The 17,867-nt window shown below is 61.4% G+C and carries 18 protein-coding genes; 3 read left to right on the top strand and 15 right to left on the bottom strand.

Annotated features, from left to right (window positions below; translation table 11 throughout):
• Positions 1-24 precede the first annotated feature (24 nt).
• The 12 genes from PHAMO_RS07065 to PHAMO_RS07010 all read right to left on the bottom strand — a co-directional run bounded on the left by PHAMO_RS07065 (position 25) and on the right by PHAMO_RS07010 (position 10,028).
• Positions 25-1,734, bottom strand: coding sequence for a thiamine pyrophosphate-binding protein (locus PHAMO_RS07065; RefSeq protein ID WP_040566382.1), 1,710 nt, complete (start codon positions 1,732-1,734; stop codon positions 25-27).
• A gap of 151 nt (positions 1,735-1,885) precedes the next feature.
• Positions 1,886-2,299, bottom strand: a complete 414-nt coding sequence (locus PHAMO_RS07060) for a hypothetical protein (RefSeq protein WP_002727822.1) — start codon at positions 2,297-2,299, stop codon at positions 1,886-1,888.
• The gene (locus tag PHAMO_RS07055; protein ID WP_002727821.1) at positions 2,296-2,592 is read right to left on the bottom strand and encodes an RnfH family protein; all 297 of its coding nucleotides are present in this window, start codon (positions 2,590-2,592) and stop codon (positions 2,296-2,298) included. Before PHAMO_RS07055 ends, PHAMO_RS07060 begins: the two co-directional genes overlap by 4 nt.
• Positions 2,593-2,603: 11 nt before the next feature.
• Complete coding sequence (locus PHAMO_RS07050; protein WP_040566380.1) at positions 2,604-3,275, bottom strand: electron transport complex subunit E; 672 nt, start codon at positions 3,273-3,275, stop codon at positions 2,604-2,606.
• Positions 3,275-3,874: an electron transport complex subunit RsxG gene (gene rsxG, locus PHAMO_RS07045; RefSeq protein WP_002727817.1), complete on the bottom strand. Its 600-nt coding sequence runs from the start codon at positions 3,872-3,874 to the stop codon at positions 3,275-3,277. The genes PHAMO_RS07050 and rsxG overlap by 1 nt, the downstream gene beginning before the upstream one ends.
• A complete protein-coding gene (locus tag PHAMO_RS07040) occupies positions 3,871-4,758 on the bottom strand; it encodes an RnfABCDGE type electron transport complex subunit D (RefSeq protein ID WP_268869798.1) in 888 nt (295 codons plus the stop codon). The genes rsxG and PHAMO_RS07040 overlap by 4 nt, the downstream gene beginning before the upstream one ends.
• A 189-nt stretch (positions 4,759-4,947) precedes the next feature.
• A complete protein-coding gene (rsxC, locus tag PHAMO_RS07035) occupies positions 4,948-6,411 on the bottom strand; it encodes an electron transport complex subunit RsxC (protein ID WP_002727812.1) in 1,464 nt (487 codons plus the stop codon).
• A 111-nt stretch (positions 6,412-6,522) separates the two neighbouring features.
• Positions 6,523-7,059 (bottom strand): RnfABCDGE type electron transport complex subunit B, encoded by a 537-nt coding sequence (locus PHAMO_RS07030; protein ID WP_002727810.1) that lies wholly within the window; start codon positions 7,057-7,059, stop codon positions 6,523-6,525.
• Between the two features lie 12 nt (positions 7,060-7,071).
• Complete coding sequence (gene rsxA / locus PHAMO_RS07025; protein ID WP_002727808.1) at positions 7,072-7,653, bottom strand: electron transport complex subunit RsxA; 582 nt, start codon at positions 7,651-7,653, stop codon at positions 7,072-7,074.
• A gap of 10 nt (positions 7,654-7,663) precedes the next feature.
• The gene (locus PHAMO_RS07020; RefSeq protein WP_002727806.1) at positions 7,664-8,176 is read right to left on the bottom strand and encodes a SoxR reducing system RseC family protein; all 513 of its coding nucleotides are present in this window, start codon (positions 8,174-8,176) and stop codon (positions 7,664-7,666) included.
• 35 nt (positions 8,177-8,211) lie between these two features.
• The gene (locus PHAMO_RS07015) at positions 8,212-9,213 is read right to left on the bottom strand and encodes an FAD:protein FMN transferase (protein WP_002727804.1); all 1,002 of its coding nucleotides are present in this window, start codon (positions 9,211-9,213) and stop codon (positions 8,212-8,214) included.
• Between the two features lie 380 nt (positions 9,214-9,593).
• Entirely contained in the window at positions 9,594-10,028 is a 435-nt protein-coding gene (locus PHAMO_RS07010) for a response regulator (protein ID WP_002727802.1), read from the bottom strand.
• A gap of 556 nt (positions 10,029-10,584) precedes the next feature.
• On the opposite strand from PHAMO_RS07010, the gene PHAMO_RS07005 reads away from it, so the two are divergent.
• Positions 10,585-11,988 carry a homospermidine synthase gene (locus PHAMO_RS07005; protein ID WP_002727798.1) on the top strand — a complete coding sequence of 468 codons (1,404 nt, stop codon included), beginning with the start codon at positions 10,585-10,587 and terminating at the stop codon, positions 11,986-11,988.
• A gap of 24 nt (positions 11,989-12,012) precedes the next feature.
• Here PHAMO_RS07005 and amrB read toward each other — a convergent pair whose 3' ends face one another.
• Positions 12,013-13,386 (bottom strand): AmmeMemoRadiSam system protein B, encoded by a 1,374-nt coding sequence (amrB, locus tag PHAMO_RS07000; RefSeq protein ID WP_002727797.1) that lies wholly within the window; start codon positions 13,384-13,386, stop codon positions 12,013-12,015.
• A gap of 51 nt (positions 13,387-13,437) precedes the next feature.
• On the opposite strand from amrB, the gene amrS reads away from it, so the two are divergent.
• Positions 13,438-14,526: an AmmeMemoRadiSam system radical SAM enzyme gene (gene amrS / locus PHAMO_RS06995; protein ID WP_002727795.1), complete on the top strand. Its 1,089-nt coding sequence runs from the start codon at positions 13,438-13,440 to the stop codon at positions 14,524-14,526.
• Positions 14,527-14,581: 55 nt separating this feature from the next.
• Here amrS and PHAMO_RS06990 read toward each other — a convergent pair whose 3' ends face one another.
• Positions 14,582-14,932: a phasin family protein gene (locus PHAMO_RS06990; RefSeq protein WP_002727794.1), complete on the bottom strand. Its 351-nt coding sequence runs from the start codon at positions 14,930-14,932 to the stop codon at positions 14,582-14,584.
• 138 nt (positions 14,933-15,070) lie between these two features.
• Entirely contained in the window at positions 15,071-15,502 is a 432-nt protein-coding gene (locus tag PHAMO_RS06985) for a CBS domain-containing protein (protein ID WP_002727793.1), read from the bottom strand.
• A 560-nt stretch (positions 15,503-16,062) separates the two neighbouring features.
• Between PHAMO_RS06985 and PHAMO_RS06980 the strand changes: the two genes are divergently transcribed.
• Positions 16,063-17,742 (top strand): methyl-accepting chemotaxis protein, encoded by a 1,680-nt coding sequence (locus PHAMO_RS06980; protein ID WP_002727792.1) that lies wholly within the window; start codon positions 16,063-16,065, stop codon positions 17,740-17,742.
• Positions 17,743-17,867 lie beyond the last annotated feature (125 nt).

The following is a 17,867-nucleotide window of genomic DNA, read 5'->3' as shown; positions in this document are numbered from 1 at the left end:
ATCATCGTTATTAAATGATGACGATTAGGAGGGGGGGGACTGGCCGAACGGAACGAAACGGCTGCCGAAGGCTCGCTCTTCGTCGCTTAAATCCGGGACTTGCCGCGAAATTTGTCCATCGGGAGGGATCTGCGGCTCGACCGGCATCTCCTCCGCGATACTGATTTCGACCAGGATCGGTCCACCCGTCAGGAACAGATCGGCCCCGATTTGCTCGACATGCTCGATTTTACGGTACTCAATACCGAAAGCCGATGCGATCCGGTCGAAATTGGGAACGCTGTACAGCCGTCCCGTCGCCTCATGGCGGCCGCCGCAAGTCTGATTTTGGTCGTACTTGATGAGGCCGTAGCCAGAGTTGTTGAACACCACCACGGCGATTCCCAGATGGTGGTAGGCTAGGGTCTGCAAATCCTCAAGAGTGGACTGAAGCCCGCCATCGCCAATCATCGCCACCACCTGTCGGCGGGGTTGCTCCAGCACCGCGCCGATGGCTGCCGGCAAGGCATAGCCAGCAGGTGCATGGCTTCCCGCCGCGAACAGGGAATGACGGCGGCGGTGGAACATCTGGAACAGCCAACACAAATTGGCTCCGGTGTCTCCGATCACCACCGCATCGAGGGCCAGACATTTCGATAGACGCTGCATTACCGCATATGGCGACAGCACCCTGTGTGTCCTGGCAAAAGTCGAAATATCGCGGCCGAAATAGCGGGACCGGCTCTGTTCCAGATACTCGTGCCAAGCGCGGGTTGGCAGCGGTGGCGTCAGATGGTCGAGGACCTGCGGCAAAAAGCGCAGGTCGAGACAAGTTCCCTGACACCTGTCTGTGGCCAGACGGGTCAGTTCATGCGCGTCGATATCGATAACGTGAATGCGTGCGGCGGGAGCAAAATAACGGGGATCGCTGCTGCGCAGATTGTCGTCGAGGTGGCTGCCCAAAACCAGGAGACGGTCGCAGTTCCATAGGGCGAAATTGGCACCACGGTTGCCGTGACGACCGATGGCACCAAGATAGCTGGGCAGATCGTGGTCGAAGCAGGAGAGGGCGCTCCAGCTGGCGACAAACGGAACCCGGTCGCGGCGCAGCCAGTCGGCCAGGGCGACCGAACAGCCCGCCCGCCCGACGCCGCCGCCCAGCAACAGCAGCGGGCGTTCGGCTTCGGCCAGAAAGGCGGTCAGGGTTGCGCCGATCGTTTCAGTGTCTGGTGGCGGCAGGTGCGGGACCGCTTCGGGTGGGATAATAATGGACTGGTCGAGCGGTTCAGCCTGAACTGCGACGGGAATGTCGATCAGGACCGGCCCCGGTCGCCCCGCGAGAGCAAGATCCCAGCCTTCGTCCAGGATTCGGGGTAGATCGGCGACTTGCGCGACCTCGAATGCGGCCTTGACGATCGGAGCGACGATTGCCGCGATTGGCGTCCGTCCGACGTCGCTCTGGCCGGTGATGAACAGCGTCGGGACTGAATCATGATAGGCGCAGGCGATCCCCGTGACCATGTTGGTGGCGCTGGGGCCACCGCTTGCCATCGCTACTCCGATCCGGCGGGCGGCATGCCATACAGCGTTGGCCGCCAGCGCTGCCGAACGCTCGTTGAAATGAGTGAAGTAATCGATGCCCGGCTGGCGGGCGATGGCGTCGATCATCCGCGCACACGATGCGCCTGCCGTGCAATGAACCCGCCCGACTCCTCGATGCCGCAAAAAAGCGGCGACGTAGTCCGCTCCGTTCAAAAGACCCGTCTCCGTATCGGCTCCCGCTTGCCCTGTTGGGGCGGTTCTCAAGCCTGACAGCATTACATTCGGATGGGAAAAGGAAAAAGCCGCCGGGACGATCTGTTGACCCGGCGGCTTTCAGATAAGGATGGCCAGACCTGAGCCGCGATCAGTGATCGCGAACGACCTGGGCCAGCAATTCGGCACTGCGGGACGACCCGCCCTGCAACCCGCTACCATCGGCCAGCCGGATCGCCTCGGCGACCTCGACTAGGCACTCGGTGTTACGGTTCTCGACTGCATCCAAAGTCCAACCGGCGTTGCGTCCCTCGGCCGACAGCATTGCCGCCTCGGTTTGCAGGGATTGGGCCAGATCGAACAGGCGAGCCGCATTGGCGGCGTGGCGTGCCGCCGCTACCGTCGCGGATTCGGCGGCCACCGCCGCGGCGGTGGCGGAACGGTCGTCGCCATTCAGCCAGCCCTTGGCCCATGCGACCCAAGCGGCGTTGCTTTCATTGTCCAGCGCATGCAGAACCGCGAAAGCAACCGATTGGGTGATCGTCAGGTCGTCGCCAACGCTCATCCTTCCGCCCCCCCGTTGGCCGGGGCCGCACCCTCACGCGGGCGACGGCGCACGGTCTTGGGATCGGCGGTGATCTGACGATAGATCTCGATCCGGGCACCGTCCTCGATGACGGCCTCAAGGGTGGTCGCTTTGCCGTAGATACCGACCTTCTGAGCCTCCAGATCGATCTCGGGGAACTGGCGCAGGATGCCGGACTTCTCGATCGCGTCCTTGACGGTGCTGCCTTCGGGCACGTCGATGGTCAGCCAGGACTGACGTGCCGGGGTGGCGTAGACGACTCCGACCTTCATCGCTCTTCTCCTTAGACGCTGTGAGCGCCAGCCATGCGGATTTCCTTGCCGGCGGCAAGGTCGATCATCCGCTTGGCGACCAGAACCAGACCGGTGACCAGGAACCCACCCGGAGGCAGGATTGCGAGCAGCACGCCGGTATCGGCGGGCAACAGCCGCAATTCCATGAAATGGAAGGCCGGTCCCAGCAGCAGGGCGGCATCAGCGAAAATGGTGCCGTTGCCGATCAACTCGCGGATGGCGCCGATCACGACCAGCGACAGGGTAAAGCCAATCCCCATGAACAGTCCGTCAACGAAGGAGCGGCTGACCGGTTCTTTGGCGGCAAAGGCTTCAAGGCGCGCCAGCGGAAGGCAGTTCGACACGATCAGCGGGATGAACAATCCCAACACCTTATACATCTCGTGCATCCAGGCATTCATGCACAGATCGACCAGGGTGGTCATCGAGGCGATGATGAGGATGAAGACCGGGATGCGGACTTCCTGGGTGATCGTCTTGCGGAACAACGCAACCAGCAGGCTCGACGCGGCCATCACCAGGGCGGTGGCAAGGCCGAGGCCAAGGCCGTTGGTGGCGCTGGTCGTTACCGCCATGGTCGGGCACATGCCCAACAGCATGGCGATGACGCCGTTATTTTCCCACAGACCGTCCTTGATGATCGTCTTGTAGGGCGTAGCCATCAACCGGCCTCCAGCATCTTGGATTTCTGTTCGTCGAAGAAATGCAGACCTTCGCGGATCGCGCCAACGACGCCGCGTGGCGTGATGGTGGCGCCCGAGAACTGGTCGAACTGACCGCCGTCCTTCTTCACCTTCCACTTCTCAAGCGGGGTGTTGGCGAATGACAGGCCGTTGAAGCGCAGGATCCAGTCCCCTTTATCGACCTGGATCTTGTCGCCCAGACCGGGGGTTTCCTTGTGGGTGATGACACGGACGCCGAGAACCTTGCCCTCGGCATCGACACCCAGCATCAGGCGGATCGGACCCGCATAGCCGGTGCCGACAATGGTATAGGCGACACCGGTGACATGTCCGTCCTTGGTGGCGCGATAGACGGTGATGTCCTCGCCCTTCGCGTCCTTCAAGGTGATGGTGTCTGCGACCGGCGAATTGTCATGGATCGCGGTCGGCAGCACCTGGGCCAGCGAGCGTTCCTTGTCCTCAAGGATGCGCTGCTTGATGTCGTCGTTGGTCTGCTGGTCGGTGACGGCCAGCACGACGCCGAAGCCCAGGCAGAACGCCCCCAGGATCGAGGCGTGAATCCAGGTGGCGCGGCTCATTTATCCCCCCTGTTCAACGGCAGCGGCTCGCCCTTGCGGGTACGGCCAAAGGCGCGCGGGCGAATGTGGTGGTCGATGATTGGGGTCAGCGCGTTCATCAGCAGAACCGCGAAGGCCATGCCTTCGGGATAGCCGGCGAAAGTGCGGATGACCCATGTCAGGAAGCCGATGCCGATGCCGTAGACCAGCTGTCCCGATTTAGACACCGGAGAGGTGACGTAATCGGTGGCGATGAAGAATGCCCCCAGAATGGTCGCACCCGACATCAACTGGAAGATGCCCGGCGTGAAGCGATCGGGATTGATCATGCTGAACACGGTGCCGAGCAGGAACAAGGTTCCCATCACCGCGACCGGGATGTGCCAGGAGATCACCCGCTTGGCGATCAGGAACAGGCCACCCAGCAGGATCAGCAACGCCGACGTCTCACCGAAACTTCCGGCATGAGTGCCGAGCGCCAGACTGGTGATATCGGGGGTGGTCAGAATCGACTGGCTGACTGGAATACCCCGCGACAGCTCGGTCTTGATGTAGCCGAGAGCCGAGGCGGCGCTCACCGAGTCCAGCACGGACGAATGGCCGAAGATAATGCCGATGCTATCGAGCAGTCCGGGTGAACCTGCGCTGCCCAGCGGCGCCGGCTTGACGAAGGTGGTCATCTGGAGCGGAAACGACACCAGCACCGCGATACGACCGACCATCGCCGGGTTGAACACATTTTGACCGAGACCGCCAAAGGCATGCTTGGCGAGGCAGATCGCGAAAACCGCAGCGACGAAACACACCCACCACGGAGCCCACGGCGGCATGCTCATCGCCAGCAACCAGCCGGTCAGAACCGCCGAACCATCGGCAAGGGTGGGGCCAACGGGGCGCTTGGACAAGGCAAGGCACAAAGCCGTCAAGCCCAACGCAGGACAGCACGGTGACCAGGAACATCAACGCTGCCGGCCAACCGAACAGCCAGATATCATACAGCGTAGCGGGGAGCAGCGCCGCCAGCACCAGGGTCATGGTGCGCGAGACGCTTGTGGGAGCGTGGGTGAACGGTCCGCTCTTATCGACGGCGATTCTCATGCGTCTGCCTTGTTCACGTCAGAGTTTTGCGATTGCGCCTTGGCGCGGGCTGCGGCGTCGCGCTTGGCCTGGGCGATCCGTTCCAGACGGGCATTGCGGGCTTCGACCAGAGCCTTGGTTTGCTCGCTCTTGCGGCGCTCGCGATCAAGCGCGTTCAGCCGGCCCTTGGCATAGTTGAAGTAATGGACCAGCGGAACATAGGACGGGCAGATGTACGAGCAGGATCCGCACGACACGCAATCCTGTAGGCCGATCGCGGCGGCTTCTTCCAGCCGCTCGTTGCGGATCAGCGCAGCCATCTCGACGGGAACCAGACCGCACGGACAGATCGATACGCAGGTGCCGCAGCGGATGCAGGGCTGGCTCGGTCGTTCGTTGACTTCCTCGCCGGTCAGAGCCAGCACGCCCGAGGTGCCCTTGACCACCGGAACAGCAGTATCGACGATCGGCTGGCCCATCATCGGGCCGCCGCTGACCAGACGCTTGATCGGGCCGCTGATTCCGCCGCAGAAGCCAAGCAAATCGTTGATCGGCGTGCCCAAAGGCACTTCGATGTTCTTCGGCTCCCTGATGCCGTTGCCGCTGACGGTGACGACTCGCGACAGCAGCGGGCGACCGAACCGGACGGCATGATGCACCGCGCGGGCGGTGGCGACGTTGTGGACCACCACACCGACATCGGCGGTCAGTTTGCGTGCTGGAGTTTCCCGTCCGGTCACCGCCTGGGTCAAGTGGCGCTCGGCCCCCATCGGATATTGGACCGGAACATCGACGATGGCGACGTCGAGCATGACGGTGGCGGCCCTGCGCATCGCCTCGGCCGCTTGCGGCTTGTTTTCCTCAATCGCGATTACGACCTGGGGGGCCCCCAGGGCGTGAGCCATGATCCGCGCCCCGTCGATCACTTCCGCGGCATATTCGCGCATCACCCGGTCGTCACAGGTGAGATAAGGTTCGCATTCGGCGCCGTTCAGCAGGAGGATTTCCAGCTTGTTCTTGTCGCCGAGCCCCAGCTTAACCGCCGAGGGGAAGGTCGCTCCGCCCAGACCGACGATGCCGGACTCGCCGACGCGGGCGCGGATGACCTGGGTCGATTCGGCGAAGGGATCGGCGATCGGAGCAGGCAGGTCGGCCCACTGATCCTTGCTGTCGGCTTCAAGCACGATGGTCAGCATCGGCAAACCCGACGGGTGCGGCGCTGTTCTCTCGGCGATTTCGACGATCCGGCCCGAGGTCGGCGCATGGACCGGAGCCGACACGACGCCCTGGCCGCGCGCCAGCATTTGACCTTTCAGCACCAGATCGCCGACCTTGACCACCGTGCTGGCGGCGGCCCCCATGTGCTGCTGCACCGGCAGATAAAGAACCGACGGGATCGGGAGCGCGACGATCGGCTTCTCGCTGGTCAGTTCCTTGCGGTATTCGGGATGAATGCCGCCCTTGATGGGAAACAACTTCATGAACCGTCGCTCCTACAGAGCTTGCAAAACAATCGGACTGGGGCAACGGACTTCCGCGCGGCAAACGCGGAACTCTTTTGCCGCAAAGGTTTATCGGATCGGCTGTACCGATTAATGCGTGGTGAGGGCACCCGGTTTGTCCCAGTGCCACGTCGCCAGGGTCGGCAACACCGGACGCATCTCGATCGCCTCGGTCGGGCAGGTCTTAACGCATTTTCCGCAAGCGTGGCAGACATCGGCGATGACGGTGTGAACCTGCTTGGCGGCCCCCACAATCGCATCGGTTCCGCACTCGTTGAAGCAGCGCAGGCAGCCGATGCACAGATCCTCGTTCACGAAAGCGACGGTCGGGCCGGTCTCGACATGATCCGAGGCGTCCAGGCTTACGCCCAGGCGCTTGGCCAGCGCTTCGGCGGTGGCATGGCCGCCGGGGATGCAGGCGGCGACCGAAGCGTGACCTTCGGCCAGGGCGGCGGCGAACTGCTGACAACCGACAAAGCCGCACTGTCCGCACTGCGAGCCGGGCAGCATCGCCTGAAGCTCGGCTTCAAGCGGGTCGGCCTCGACTGCGAGATAACGGGCGGCAACTCCCAGGAGGGCACCGAGGGTGACGCCCATGGCGGCCAGACCTCCGACTGCGATCAACATGGCGTCATCTCCCTAGTTGGTGGCCATGCCGGAAAAGCCCATGAAGGCAAGGGCAAGCAGGCTGGCGGTGATAAAGCCGACCGGCGGGCCGGCGAACAGGCGGGGCACCGAGGCGAGCGCGATACGTTCGCGCAGACCGGCAAAGATGACCATCACCAAGCTATAGCCCAGGGCCGAGGCGAACCCGAACAGGGTGGCGTTGACGAAGCTCATCTTGCCTTCGACCAGCAACAGCGCGAGGCCCAACACGGCGCAGTTGGTGGTGATCAGCGGCAGATAGATGCCCAGCGTCTTGAACAATGTCGGCGACACCTTGCGCACGGTCAGTTCGGTGAACTGAACCGCAGCGGCGATAACCAGAATAAAGGTAACGGTGCGCAGGAAGCCAACATCATAAGGCTCAAGCAGATATTTTTCGACCGCCCAGTCGCCCATGCAAGACACGGTGATGACGAAGGTGGTCGCCAGACTCATGCCTACGGCGGTTTCCTGCTTGGTCGTCACACCCATGAACGAACACAGGCCCAGGAAGCGGGCCAGCACAACGTTGTTGACCAGAGCCGCTCCGACGATCAGCAGCAGTAAATCGTGCATCGAATATCCCTCACCCGAGATCGGTATGGCAGCTTTCGCCCGGGCCTGGGCCGTAGGCGCGGCGGATAAAGCGGGGAGACAAATCCCCCCGGTTGGCAAGGTGGGTCGCGGACAGCCGGGCGATCACGATCCCCAGCCCCAATCCGGCGACGGCCCCCACCATGGTCCGGGTTTCTCCGCCACCCATCTGGTCGATGGTCACCATCGCCACCAGCATGGTCAGCAGCGGAATGGCGTAGGCGGTGACCGACGCCCGCAGCAGCGAGCCGCCGCCCAGGCCGACCACCACCCGGTCGCCGATACTAAGTCCGGCGCTGTTGGCCAGGGTAAAGCGCTTGGCCAGCAGCCGGGAGGTGTTGCCGGTCTTGGTGCCGCACAGCGCCGCCGACATACAGCCGTTACAAGAGCCGGTCGGTTCCGGTTCGAGAACGGCCAGACCGCGTTCAAAGGCCACCACCTTGGCGATTGCCTCGATGGTGTTGTCGCCTCTCGGCGTCGCTGTGTGGTCCAGTCCCTGGCTCATGTCTCCATGCCGCCTTTCAAATAAGTCTGTCCCTTTTAGGCCGTCACCGTCGCGGTGACACCATCGGGAGTGACAAAGATTGCCGTCAGGCCACCGGCGGCGCGCAGGATCTCTTGACGCCGTTCGACCGGAGCCAGCAAAAGCGCGGTCGATAAGCCGTCGGCCGTGGTGGCGTTGTCCGCAATCACCGAAACACCCACCATAGCCGGTGCGGTCTTGCCGGTACGGGTGTCGATCAGGTGGGTAAACTGACCTGCATCGTCGAACAGGGTGCCATAGCCGCCCGAGGTCGAGACAGCCTTGTCAACGACATCGATTTCGGTGATGGCGCGCGAGGGATCGGCCGGGTTGGCAATGCCAATCCGCCACGCCGAACCATCCGGCTTGGTCGAGAGCGCGCGGGGCTCGCCCATATCGACCAGCATGTTGACGAAGCCGTGGCTGCGCAGCACGGCCGCAACGCGGTCGGTGATGTAGCCCTGGGCGCCGGAATTCAGCGTTACCGCCATGCCAGGACGAGCCAGGACGATGGTGCGGTTGATCGGATCGATCTCGATGCCGCGCCAATCGACCAAAGCCAACGCCTTGGCCATATCGGCGGCGGCGGGACCGGCGGGGTCGGGATTGTTGCTCGTGAAGTGGCTGAAATACAGCTGCCACACCGGCTGAACCGTCGGATCGTAGACGCCATCGCTGATCTTCGCCAGATCGCGGGCATGGGTCAGCATCTCGATCAGCTCGACCGGAGCATTGTCCAGGCGACCGTCGCGGTTCAGCGCAGTGATCGCGGAATCAGCGCGATAGACGCTGAAGATCGATTCCAGCCGGGCCAACTCGTCCAAGCCAGCGGCAATGGCGGCGCGGGCCTTGGTCTCATCGGTATGATAGAGCTGAATGGTCGAGGGCGCGCCGAGAGTGGTGCCTTCCCAACGGATCAGTCGGGCGGCGTGCGCCTGGCTCGCCTGCCAGATTAGCGGCAGACCGGCGGCGGCGGCCAGCACGGTAATGGCACGACGGCGGTTGATACGGACGGTCATAGAACCTCAGCCCTCCTCCAGCGAACATCCTGGTCCCAGGGCGGGTGCCGCCGCTCCAGGATGGATGGATATGCTTAAATCTTAGTCACGTTGTCAAACATGCCCAAAAAAGCGTCTAGGTGCATCCTAGGCTACCCAAAAGCGCGGTTCAAGTCCTACCTACCCCTGACCGCCATCGGATGAACCATTACAGATTGGCAGAATTCTCCCGAATTCAGCCATTGTGCAACGCACCCCAGCCGCATGGCTGGCATGTTTAACCGAAAATGATGCGAAAAACGCCACAAAATTTCGTCACCCATCCCTGTCACAGCGAAGTGACATATTGGTGAACATAACTTTGGGTATAGAAGTGGTCTGGGTGGGGGAGGGGGCGAGGGTTAGTCCGGTCGCCGCACCACGCCAAACCAATAAGCCTCGACGCCGTGAATCGCCCGGAACAGATCGTCAATCTCCATCGGCTTGGCGATGTAGCCGCAGGCTCCGGCGCGATAGGCGGTGGCGATGTCCCATTCCGATGTCGAGGTTGACATCACCACTACAGGGAGGTGGTTCAGCAGGGGGTCGGCGCGGATTTCCTCAAGCACCTGGATGCCGCCCTTGCGCGGCATATTGATGTCGAGCAGCACCAAGTGTGGCATGTCGATATCGTCGTCGTTTAAAGGCGGGCGCAGTCGCTCCAGCGCTTCGATGCCGTCACGCGCCCGTTCGACGATACAAGGGAATGGACCTTCCCCGATTGCCTGCGAGACCAGGGCTACGTCCCCCGCATCGTCGTCAACGACTAAAACACGATAAGGAGACACAGCGTTCATTGGGACTTACCGCAGTTTGTCGAGGTTCTGTTCTGTAATAACAGCGGAACGGTGCCGTTAAGTCGCGGCATTGGCGGTGTGATGCCAAGTCAGCGTCGATCCGGGCGTCTTTTCCGATCACAGCTTTATGAGCTGGAAGCTCGATCCTATCTCGGATATCGCCCGTATGCAAACCGCGTTCTGCGGAAGGTGGGGATTGTCACTTGCATGACGGCCTCTGCGCAGCTATACAGTAGTTGAGAGACGCACACGCACGTGCCTATGGCCCAGTGGGGTTATGCAACGACGATCGCGTCCTTTTTGGAGAAGCCGGCTTAAATTCGGGCCGGTCCCCGAAAGGGAGGTGGACATGGTTGTGACCCGTCAACGGGCCTGTATCCCAAAAATTGAAAAAAGTATGTGACGGCGGACAGGTAAGGCTGGTCTATCCGGTCGCCTGCCGCCGACGCGTTACGCGCCCAAACCCTCCCCTTCGCGGGGGAGCGGGTTTTGATGTCATGTTTGGTTCGGCAACCTTAATGGACGGGAACCGCTTGCCCAGTGGAGACTAGATAAGATGAAGCATATCGCGTTTGACGGACGATTGGTGGTGATAGGATTCGGCAGCATCGGACAGGGGGTTATGCCGCTGATCCTGCGCCATATTGACATTGATCCTACCCGGATCACTATCATCACGGCCGACGAACGTGGTCATGACGTCGCCAACGAATATGAGCTGCGCTTCATCAATCAGGCTCTGACGCAAGAAGACTATCGCCCGCGTCTGTCGGCGATGTTGGGTAAAGGCGACTTTCTGCTCAATCTTTCTGTCGATGTGTCGTCGGTGGCTCTTGTCGGGCTGTGCCGCGAACTCGGCGTGCTGTATCTCGATACCTGCATCGAGCCGTGGCCGGGTGGTTATACCGATCCCTCTCTCAGCCCCAGCCACCGCACCAACTATGCCCTGCGCGAGACGATGATGAGGCAGCGCTGCGACGGGCCGGCTTCGACCGCGTTGATCACTCACGGTGCCAATCCGGGGCTGGTGTCGCACTTCGTCAAGCAGGCTCTGTTGAACGTCGCCGCCGATACCGGCGTGACGGAGGCCATTCCGGCCGACCGCGCCGGGTGGGCCGCGCTGGCGCAGCGCCTTGGTGTCAAGGTCATCCATGTCGCCGAGCGCGATACCCAGGTTGCCGACCGGCCCAAGGAAAGGGGCGAGTTCGTTAATACCTGGTCGATCGACGGCTTCGTTGGTGAAGGCTGCCAGCCTGTCGAACTGGGGTGGGGATCGCATGAAAAGGCCCTGCCCGCCGATGGCCGCCGCCACGATTTCGGCTGCGATAGCGCGATTTATCTGATGCGTCCCGGTGCCAGTCAGCAGGTGCGGACCTGGACCCCGACCGAAGGGCCGTTCCATGGTTTCCTGATCACCCACAGCGAGGCGATCTCGATTTCGGATTACCTGACGGTGCGCGAGGGCGACACGGTGACGTATCGTCCGACCTGCCACTACGCCTATCACCCGTGCGACGATGCGGTGAAATCGGTTCATGAACTGGCGGGCAAGGAGTGGGTTCAGCAGCCACGTCAGCGGCTGATGATGTCCGAGATTACCGGCGGTATCGATGAATTGGGCGTTCTGCTGGCCGGTCACGCCAAGGGAGCCTATTGGTACGGCTCGCAGCTTTCCGTCGGTGAGGCCCGCTCGCTTGCGCCGCACAATAATGCCACCAGCCTACAGGTGACCGTTGCCGTTCTGGCCGGGATGGTGTGGGTGATGGAAAATCCCCAGCGCGGCATCGTGGAGCCGGACGAGATCGATTTCCGGCGCATTCTCGAAATCTGCCGTCCTTACCTTGGGCCAGTGGTCGGAGCCTATACCGACTGGACCCCGCTCGACGGGCGCGGCACCTTGTTCCCCGAGGACATCGACACCAGCGATCCCTGGCAGTTCCGCAACATCCGGGTCCTCTGATCCGGCGATGGCGGGCGGGCGTCGTCAGACGTCCGCCGTCTTGCCGATCTCAACCGCCTCGAACCGGCTGGCGTGGAACGATGCCGACCAGTGTTTCGTATCCAGGCCCGCCTTCGCTTTCAGGTGGGCGAGGAAGGCGTGGCGCTCGGGCAATTGCTCCCATACCGAGGGCAGAAAAAGTGCCCGCCGTCCGCCATCCTCAATGATGAGGCCGTCTCGGCGCGGCCGTAATTGGGCCAGCAAGTCGGCTTCGTTGGTGAAGTGCATCGCGACCGGCGGGGTTAAGACCGATATCGAAACGGTCAATTCCTCCAACTCGGCTTCAGTCAGGGGCGGAAAGCGCGGGTCGCGAAAGGCGGCTTTGAAGGCGTTATCGGTGATATCCTCTGCCAGCGAACGCCAGGCGTTTGGTGAACCGATGCAGCCGCGCAACAAGCCCCGACGCGTCAAGGTGACAAAGGCGGCTCCGGCGGCATCGAGGTGTCCCGAACGCTCGGATGGTGCCGATGCGGGCGTTCCATGAATTAGTCCGTGACGGATCGAACTCCAGGCCAGATCGAGCAGAGTAGGGCCGATCGCCCGGATTGCCTCAACGTCGCCACCTGTTTCATATAAGGCCCAGGCACCATAGCCGACCACGCGGTCGCGGGAACCGGCCGTATCGCCGGAATTGCGCAGGTCGAGGCGATCAATCTTCATTCCCCGCCGCTGCGCCGCCAGCAACAGCCCGGCCAGTGGGTTTCGTCCGCAGGCTGAGTCGAGGGCCAGTTCGGTCCCATCGAACCGTTCGATTGCGGCGGCTGTGCCGCTGTCTTGCCGGCGGCAGGACTCGTAATCGAGATAATGTGACAGGTCGGTCGAGACCACGATCAAGGTCTCGGAGTCTCCCCAAACGGTGTCGAGCGTTGCCGCGACGATTTCAGCTGAAGCTTCGCCGACGAGGATCGGCAGCAAGCGGAAATCGTCTCCCAGAACCGCTTGGAGGAAGGGAAGTTGAACTTCCAATGCATGTTCCTGGGCATGAGCCGGGTCAGAGATGCTGTGATCGGGGAGAGTCGTCAGCCGCAAAGCGCTGTCCCGGTCCAAGAGAACCTGCCCCAGCGGCGAGGCCCAGGCTTCGGCGTCGCACAGAGCCAGCCCACGCAACGCGATCCGATGCGACGGCCCCAAGAGCACCACTCGCCGCACCCGTCCTCGTGCCGGAACCAACTGGGCATACGCGGCAGCGGCGATCGGGCCGGAATAGACCCAGCCGGCATGAGGGACGATGATCGCCTTCGGAGTGGTCGCTCGGGCATGCGGCGCGGTGGCGAGCATCGTTGCAATCTGATGGCGGATTGCGATCGGATCGGAGGGGTAAAACTGTCCGGCGAAAGCGGGGAGACGAATTGCAGTCACTTGCTCTGCCTCTCTCGAGCTTTTTGCTCGTTTTCATGGTACTCTTCAGTCATGAATAATGCCATCCACGGCTCTTCGCATCCGGCGCGCCATTGGCATCACCTTGATGACGGCCGGGTGCAGTGCAATGTTTGTCCCCGTCTTTGCGTTCTACGAGAGGGGCAGCGCGGCCTATGCTTTGTACGGGCTGCGACGACGGCGGGGGTGGTTTTGACCACCTATGGCCGTTCGTCGGGGTTTTGCATCGATCCGATCGAGAAGAAACCGCTCAATCACTTCCTGCCCGGCACTCCGGTTCTGTCGTTTGGCACGGCTGGATGCAACTTGACGTGTACGTTCTGCCAGAATTGGGACGTTACGAGGGCCAGCACCGTTGACCGGCTGAACGATTCCGCCTCGCCTGAGGCGATCGCCGAGGCGGCGGTGCAGTTGGGCTGTCGGTCGGTCGCCTTCACCTACAACGATCCCGTTGTGTTTCTGGAATACGCCACCGATGTCGCTCAGGCTTGTCACGAGCGCGGGCTGAAGACCGTGGCGGTGACGGCAGGCTATATCAATGCGGTGGCCCGGAACGATTTTTTTACTGAAATAGACGCGGCCAATGTCGATCTGAAAGCATTTTCAGACGATTTCTACCGCCGCCTGTGCGGTGGGCGGTTGGAGCCGGTCAAGGAAACCTTGCGCTGGCTGGTTCACGACACCCCAACCTGGGTCGAGATCACGACGTTAGTTATTCCGGGGGAGAACGATTCTCCCGCTGAAATCGAGGCGTTGTCGAGTTGGATCGCCAATGCGCTGGGGCCGGATGTGCCGCTGCATTTGTCGGCATTTCACCCGGACTGGAAAATGCGCGACCACCTCGCGACCGATCCGGCGGTTTTGGCTCGTGCACGCCGGATTGCCTTGGCCAACGGTCTGAACCACGTCTATACCGGGAATGTTCACGATGTCGAAGGGGCCAGTACGTGTTGCGCAATCTGCGGTGCCAGATTGATCGAACGCGATTGGTACCGGCTTACGGGATGGGCCTTGACGGCGAGCGGGGGATGCTGCGCCTGCGGTACCCGATTGGCCGGATTGTTTGAACCCCGCCCCGGCGATTGGGGGTCTCGGCGTCAGCCGGTGCGCCTGGGGGAATGAGACAAACTCCCCCCGGCTCGGCCAGAGGAAACCGGGAGGCGTTTGTCGTTAGGGATCAGGCGGCCTTCTTGGCCCCCTCGGCAAAGCGGGTATTCAACGGTTCCAGCACGGCGGAAACGGCGGTTGTGGCGACCTCTGCCAGCTTGCGCGATTCGAGGATAGCGTCCTCGACCGACTGCCGGGCCAGACGGGTCTGAAGCTCGGCGAATTCGGCCGGACTTTTTACCGCGAACAGTGCCTTGAAGGCCGCGTCGGCCTTGTCGATTGAGCGAGCCAGAACCGCCTGCTGCGCCTTGGCGATGTCTTCAATTGCCTTGACGCTGGCGGCGCTGCTTTTGCTCAAGGCGTCGGCATTGTCTTTGCTGAACGAGACGAATGTCTCGAATCCGTCGATTTTAAAGCTCATCACAGATCCTTTCCAAATATCACAAAGCGGGTCGTCGCCGACACACGTCATTGTGCAGTGCAGCATTGGGTCACTTTAGCCCTTTGGCGACCCAGTGCAACTTGATTTTTCCGCAATGCAGCAAAAACCGGGAAAGGGTCAGCGGATCACGGCAAAATCGCGCAGGACGCCGACTTCAAGTTGGGTTTCACGCAGGCGGTAGCTAACCGCGTCGCCAATCGAGACGATGCCAAGCAACTGACCATCGGCGACGACAGGAAGGTGACGGATGCGCCGCTCGGTCATCACCAGCAGAACGCCTTTGACCGAATCGGTGGGCGAACAGGTTACCACCGGGCTCGACATGATGTTACGAACCGGCATATCGATCGCTGCCTTGCCGAACTGGCTGATGCCATGAACGATGTCGCGTTCGGACAGGACGCCGAGAAGAGCTCCCGACGTGTCGCATACGACAGCGACACCGACTTTTTTGCTTGTCAGCAGACCAGCAGCGTCGGCGATCGAGTGATCTGGCCGGATTGTGAAGATATTACGACCTTTGATATCCAGAATAGCAGCGACGGACATTGTTCTTTCCTTCCGACCCGAAACTGAGAGCACTCCTTTCGTCCACCATTGGCGGCGAAGGCGTCCTATAACGATTCAAGACTTGGTGTCGCAGCGCTTGAGTTTCAATGGCGGAGTGAGGAGGGATGTCATGATCGTCGTGGGGCCGACCACAAACACCAGACAGGGATCGGTTGTCGTTATCAAGGCGCGTGGCGGAACCATCCCATCCTGTCATAACGACCGGATCGTTAGCGATGTGCGGTTTCGATGTGGCCCCCCTCATTTCAGCATGATAGGGGGTGGCTCGTCGCCACTTCCGCCTTCGCGTGGCGGCGACTATTGTGCGGATCCTTGCGGCGGGGTGGCGCTCAGACCGAAAGATATAGTTTTCAAGCATGTTATTCTTACGGGAGACTCAGGGTAAAAGTCTTTAGTAAAACTTGTAAGTAGTCAAATGTAAATTTGAAAATCTGTGTGGTTTGGATATGCTAAGCTGCCTTTTTAAGGGCGCATTATCACAATGTGAGCAAAGCAGCACTAGTTTTGATTTCTACAGGACGACTAAAGGGCGCACCCTCATGAAGGCACTTAGTATTCGCCAGCAAATTCTCCTGATGCCCATCCTTTCGGCTGTGGCAATTTTAATGGTTGGCATTTTTGCCGCCAATATTGTCCACGATAAAATCGATGCAGCCCATCGCCTCCAGATCAAAAGCGTCACCGAAGCCGCCGTCCGGGTGGTCGGGTCGTTTCAGTCTCAGGTGCAGGCCGGTCGGCTGGATGAGGATCTGGCCAAGACTCTGGCCCGTGACGCGATGCGGGCGATCCGCTTTTCCGGTCAGGAATATTTCTACGTCTACGATTATGACGGCAAGTTACTGTCTCATCCGATCCGGAGCGATCTGGAAGGGACCTATAAGCTGAAAGATACGGTTGACTCAAACGGCGTCCGCACTATCGACGCCTTGATCAAGGCGGCGCGGCGCGGCGGCGATTTTTTGCCGTTCCAGTGGGCTAAGCCTGGTGAAACGGTTCCGACCGCGAAGCTGGGCTATGCCGCTGGATTCGATCCGTGGGGGTGGATGGTCGGCACCGGCGTCTATGTTGACGATGTTGAGGTTGAAACCCGTCGGGCATTAGGCTTGATCGCGGCCGCCGGTGGTATCGCCCTGGCTTTGTCGGTTCTGGTCGGGCTGCTGGTTGCACATGGCATCGGCCGACGGGTTCGCGCCCAGTCCGAACGGATGCTGGCGTTGGCCGATGGCGACCTCGATACTCCGATCAAGGCCGATCAGGGCAATGACGAATTGACCCGGATGGCCGAGGCTCTGGAGGTGTTCCGCCGGAGGATGATCGAGAATCGCGAGATGTCCGCCGCTCGCGAAGCCGAGCAGGCTCGCCGTGCCGACGAGGCGTACCGTATCGCCGGTCTTGCCCGGACCTTCGACGCTGCCGCCACATCGGCGCTGGATGTCGTCGCCGCTGCCGCGGTCGATCTTGAGCGCAACGCCGCCCAGATGTCTTCGGCCGCTGAAATGACTTCGGATCGTTCGGTTACTGTCGCCTCGGCGGCAGAGCAGGCTTCGGTCAATGTTCAGACCGTCGCGGCCGCTACCGAACAATTAACCTCGTCAATCAGCGAGATCGGCCGTCAGGTCACCAATTCGGCTCGGATCGCGATCAACGCCTCGGACGAAGCCGGACGGACCAGCGAGCATGTTCGCGGACTGGCCGACGCGGCGCAACGGATCGGCGCTGTGGTCAGCCTGATCAACGATATCGCCGCTCAGACCAACCTGCTGGCCTTGAATGCGACAATCGAAGCCGCGCGGGCAGGCGAGGCGGGGAAGGGGTTTGCCGTCGTTGCGGGCGAGGTCAAGCATCTCGCCAATCAGACGGCCAAGGCAACCGAGGAAATCGGCGAGCAGATCTCAGCGATCCAGCAGGCGACCACGGTTGCCGTCAGTGCGATCGATTCGATTGCCGGAATCATCGGCGCCATCCGTGATTCGACCACGGCGATTGCCACGGCCGTCGAGCAGCAGGGCGCCGCTACTCAGGAAATTACCCGCAATGTCCATCAGGCATCGTCGGGTACGGCTCTGGTCAGCAACACCATCGCCGACGTGACTCAAGAGGTGACGCAGACCCGCCAGATTTCCGGTGGAGTGCATAACGCCGCCGGGCGTCTGCGCCGCGAGTGCGAGATCCTGCGCGGCGAGGTCAGTCAGTTCCTGACCAATGTGCGGGAGGGATAGTCTCGATTATGATGCCAACCGGCCAACGGGTTAAATCGAGATTTGGCCGATATAAAATAGTCGAGAGTGTTTACAGGGGCCATCCGTTCCCGCACCGAGGCTGTCGTCTCGTGCGGGGGCGGGTT

The organism is Magnetospirillum molischianum DSM 120, from assembly GCF_000294655.1.
Classification (GTDB): Bacteria; Pseudomonadota; Alphaproteobacteria; order Rhodospirillales; family Magnetospirillaceae; genus Phaeospirillum; species Phaeospirillum molischianum.
This window is presented reverse-complemented; position numbering and strand designations above follow the sequence as displayed.

Coding starts and splice junctions, on each gene's coding strand:
- PHAMO_RS06980 (WP_002727792.1), top strand. CDS start 16,063: ATGAAGGCACTTAGTATTCGCCAGCAAATTCTCCTGATGCCCATCCTT.
- PHAMO_RS07010 (WP_002727802.1), bottom strand. CDS start 10,028: ATGAACGCTGTGTCTCCTTATCGTGTTTTAGTCGTTGACGACGATGCG.
- rsxG (WP_002727817.1), bottom strand. CDS start 3,874: ATGAGCCGCGCCACCTGGATTCACGCCTCGATCCTGGGGGCGTTCTGC.
- rsxA (WP_002727808.1), bottom strand. CDS start 7,653: ATGCACGATTTACTGCTGCTGATCGTCGGAGCGGCTCTGGTCAACAAC.
- PHAMO_RS06990 (WP_002727794.1), bottom strand. CDS start 14,932: ATGAGCTTTAAAATCGACGGATTCGAGACATTCGTCTCGTTCAGCAAA.
- amrS (WP_002727795.1), top strand. CDS start 13,438: ATGAATAATGCCATCCACGGCTCTTCGCATCCGGCGCGCCATTGGCAT.
- PHAMO_RS06985 (WP_002727793.1), bottom strand. CDS start 15,502: ATGTCCGTCGCTGCTATTCTGGATATCAAAGGTCGTAATATCTTCACA.
- PHAMO_RS07030 (WP_002727810.1), bottom strand. CDS start 7,059: ATGTTGATCGCAGTCGGAGGTCTGGCCGCCATGGGCGTCACCCTCGGT.
- PHAMO_RS07015 (WP_002727804.1), bottom strand. CDS start 9,213: ATGACCGTCCGTATCAACCGCCGTCGTGCCATTACCGTGCTGGCCGCC.
- PHAMO_RS07055 (WP_002727821.1), bottom strand. CDS start 2,592: ATGAAGGTCGGAGTCGTCTACGCCACCCCGGCACGTCAGTCCTGGCTG.
- PHAMO_RS07060 (WP_002727822.1), bottom strand. CDS start 2,299: ATGAGCGTTGGCGACGACCTGACGATCACCCAATCGGTTGCTTTCGCG.
- PHAMO_RS07005 (WP_002727798.1), top strand. CDS start 10,585: ATGAAGCATATCGCGTTTGACGGACGATTGGTGGTGATAGGATTCGGC.
- PHAMO_RS07020 (WP_002727806.1), bottom strand. CDS start 8,176: ATGAGCCAGGGACTGGACCACACAGCGACGCCGAGAGGCGACAACACC.
- rsxC (WP_002727812.1), bottom strand. CDS start 6,411: ATGAAGTTGTTTCCCATCAAGGGCGGCATTCATCCCGAATACCGCAAG.
- PHAMO_RS07050 (WP_040566380.1), bottom strand. CDS start 3,275: ATGGCTACGCCCTACAAGACGATCATCAAGGACGGTCTGTGGGAAAAT.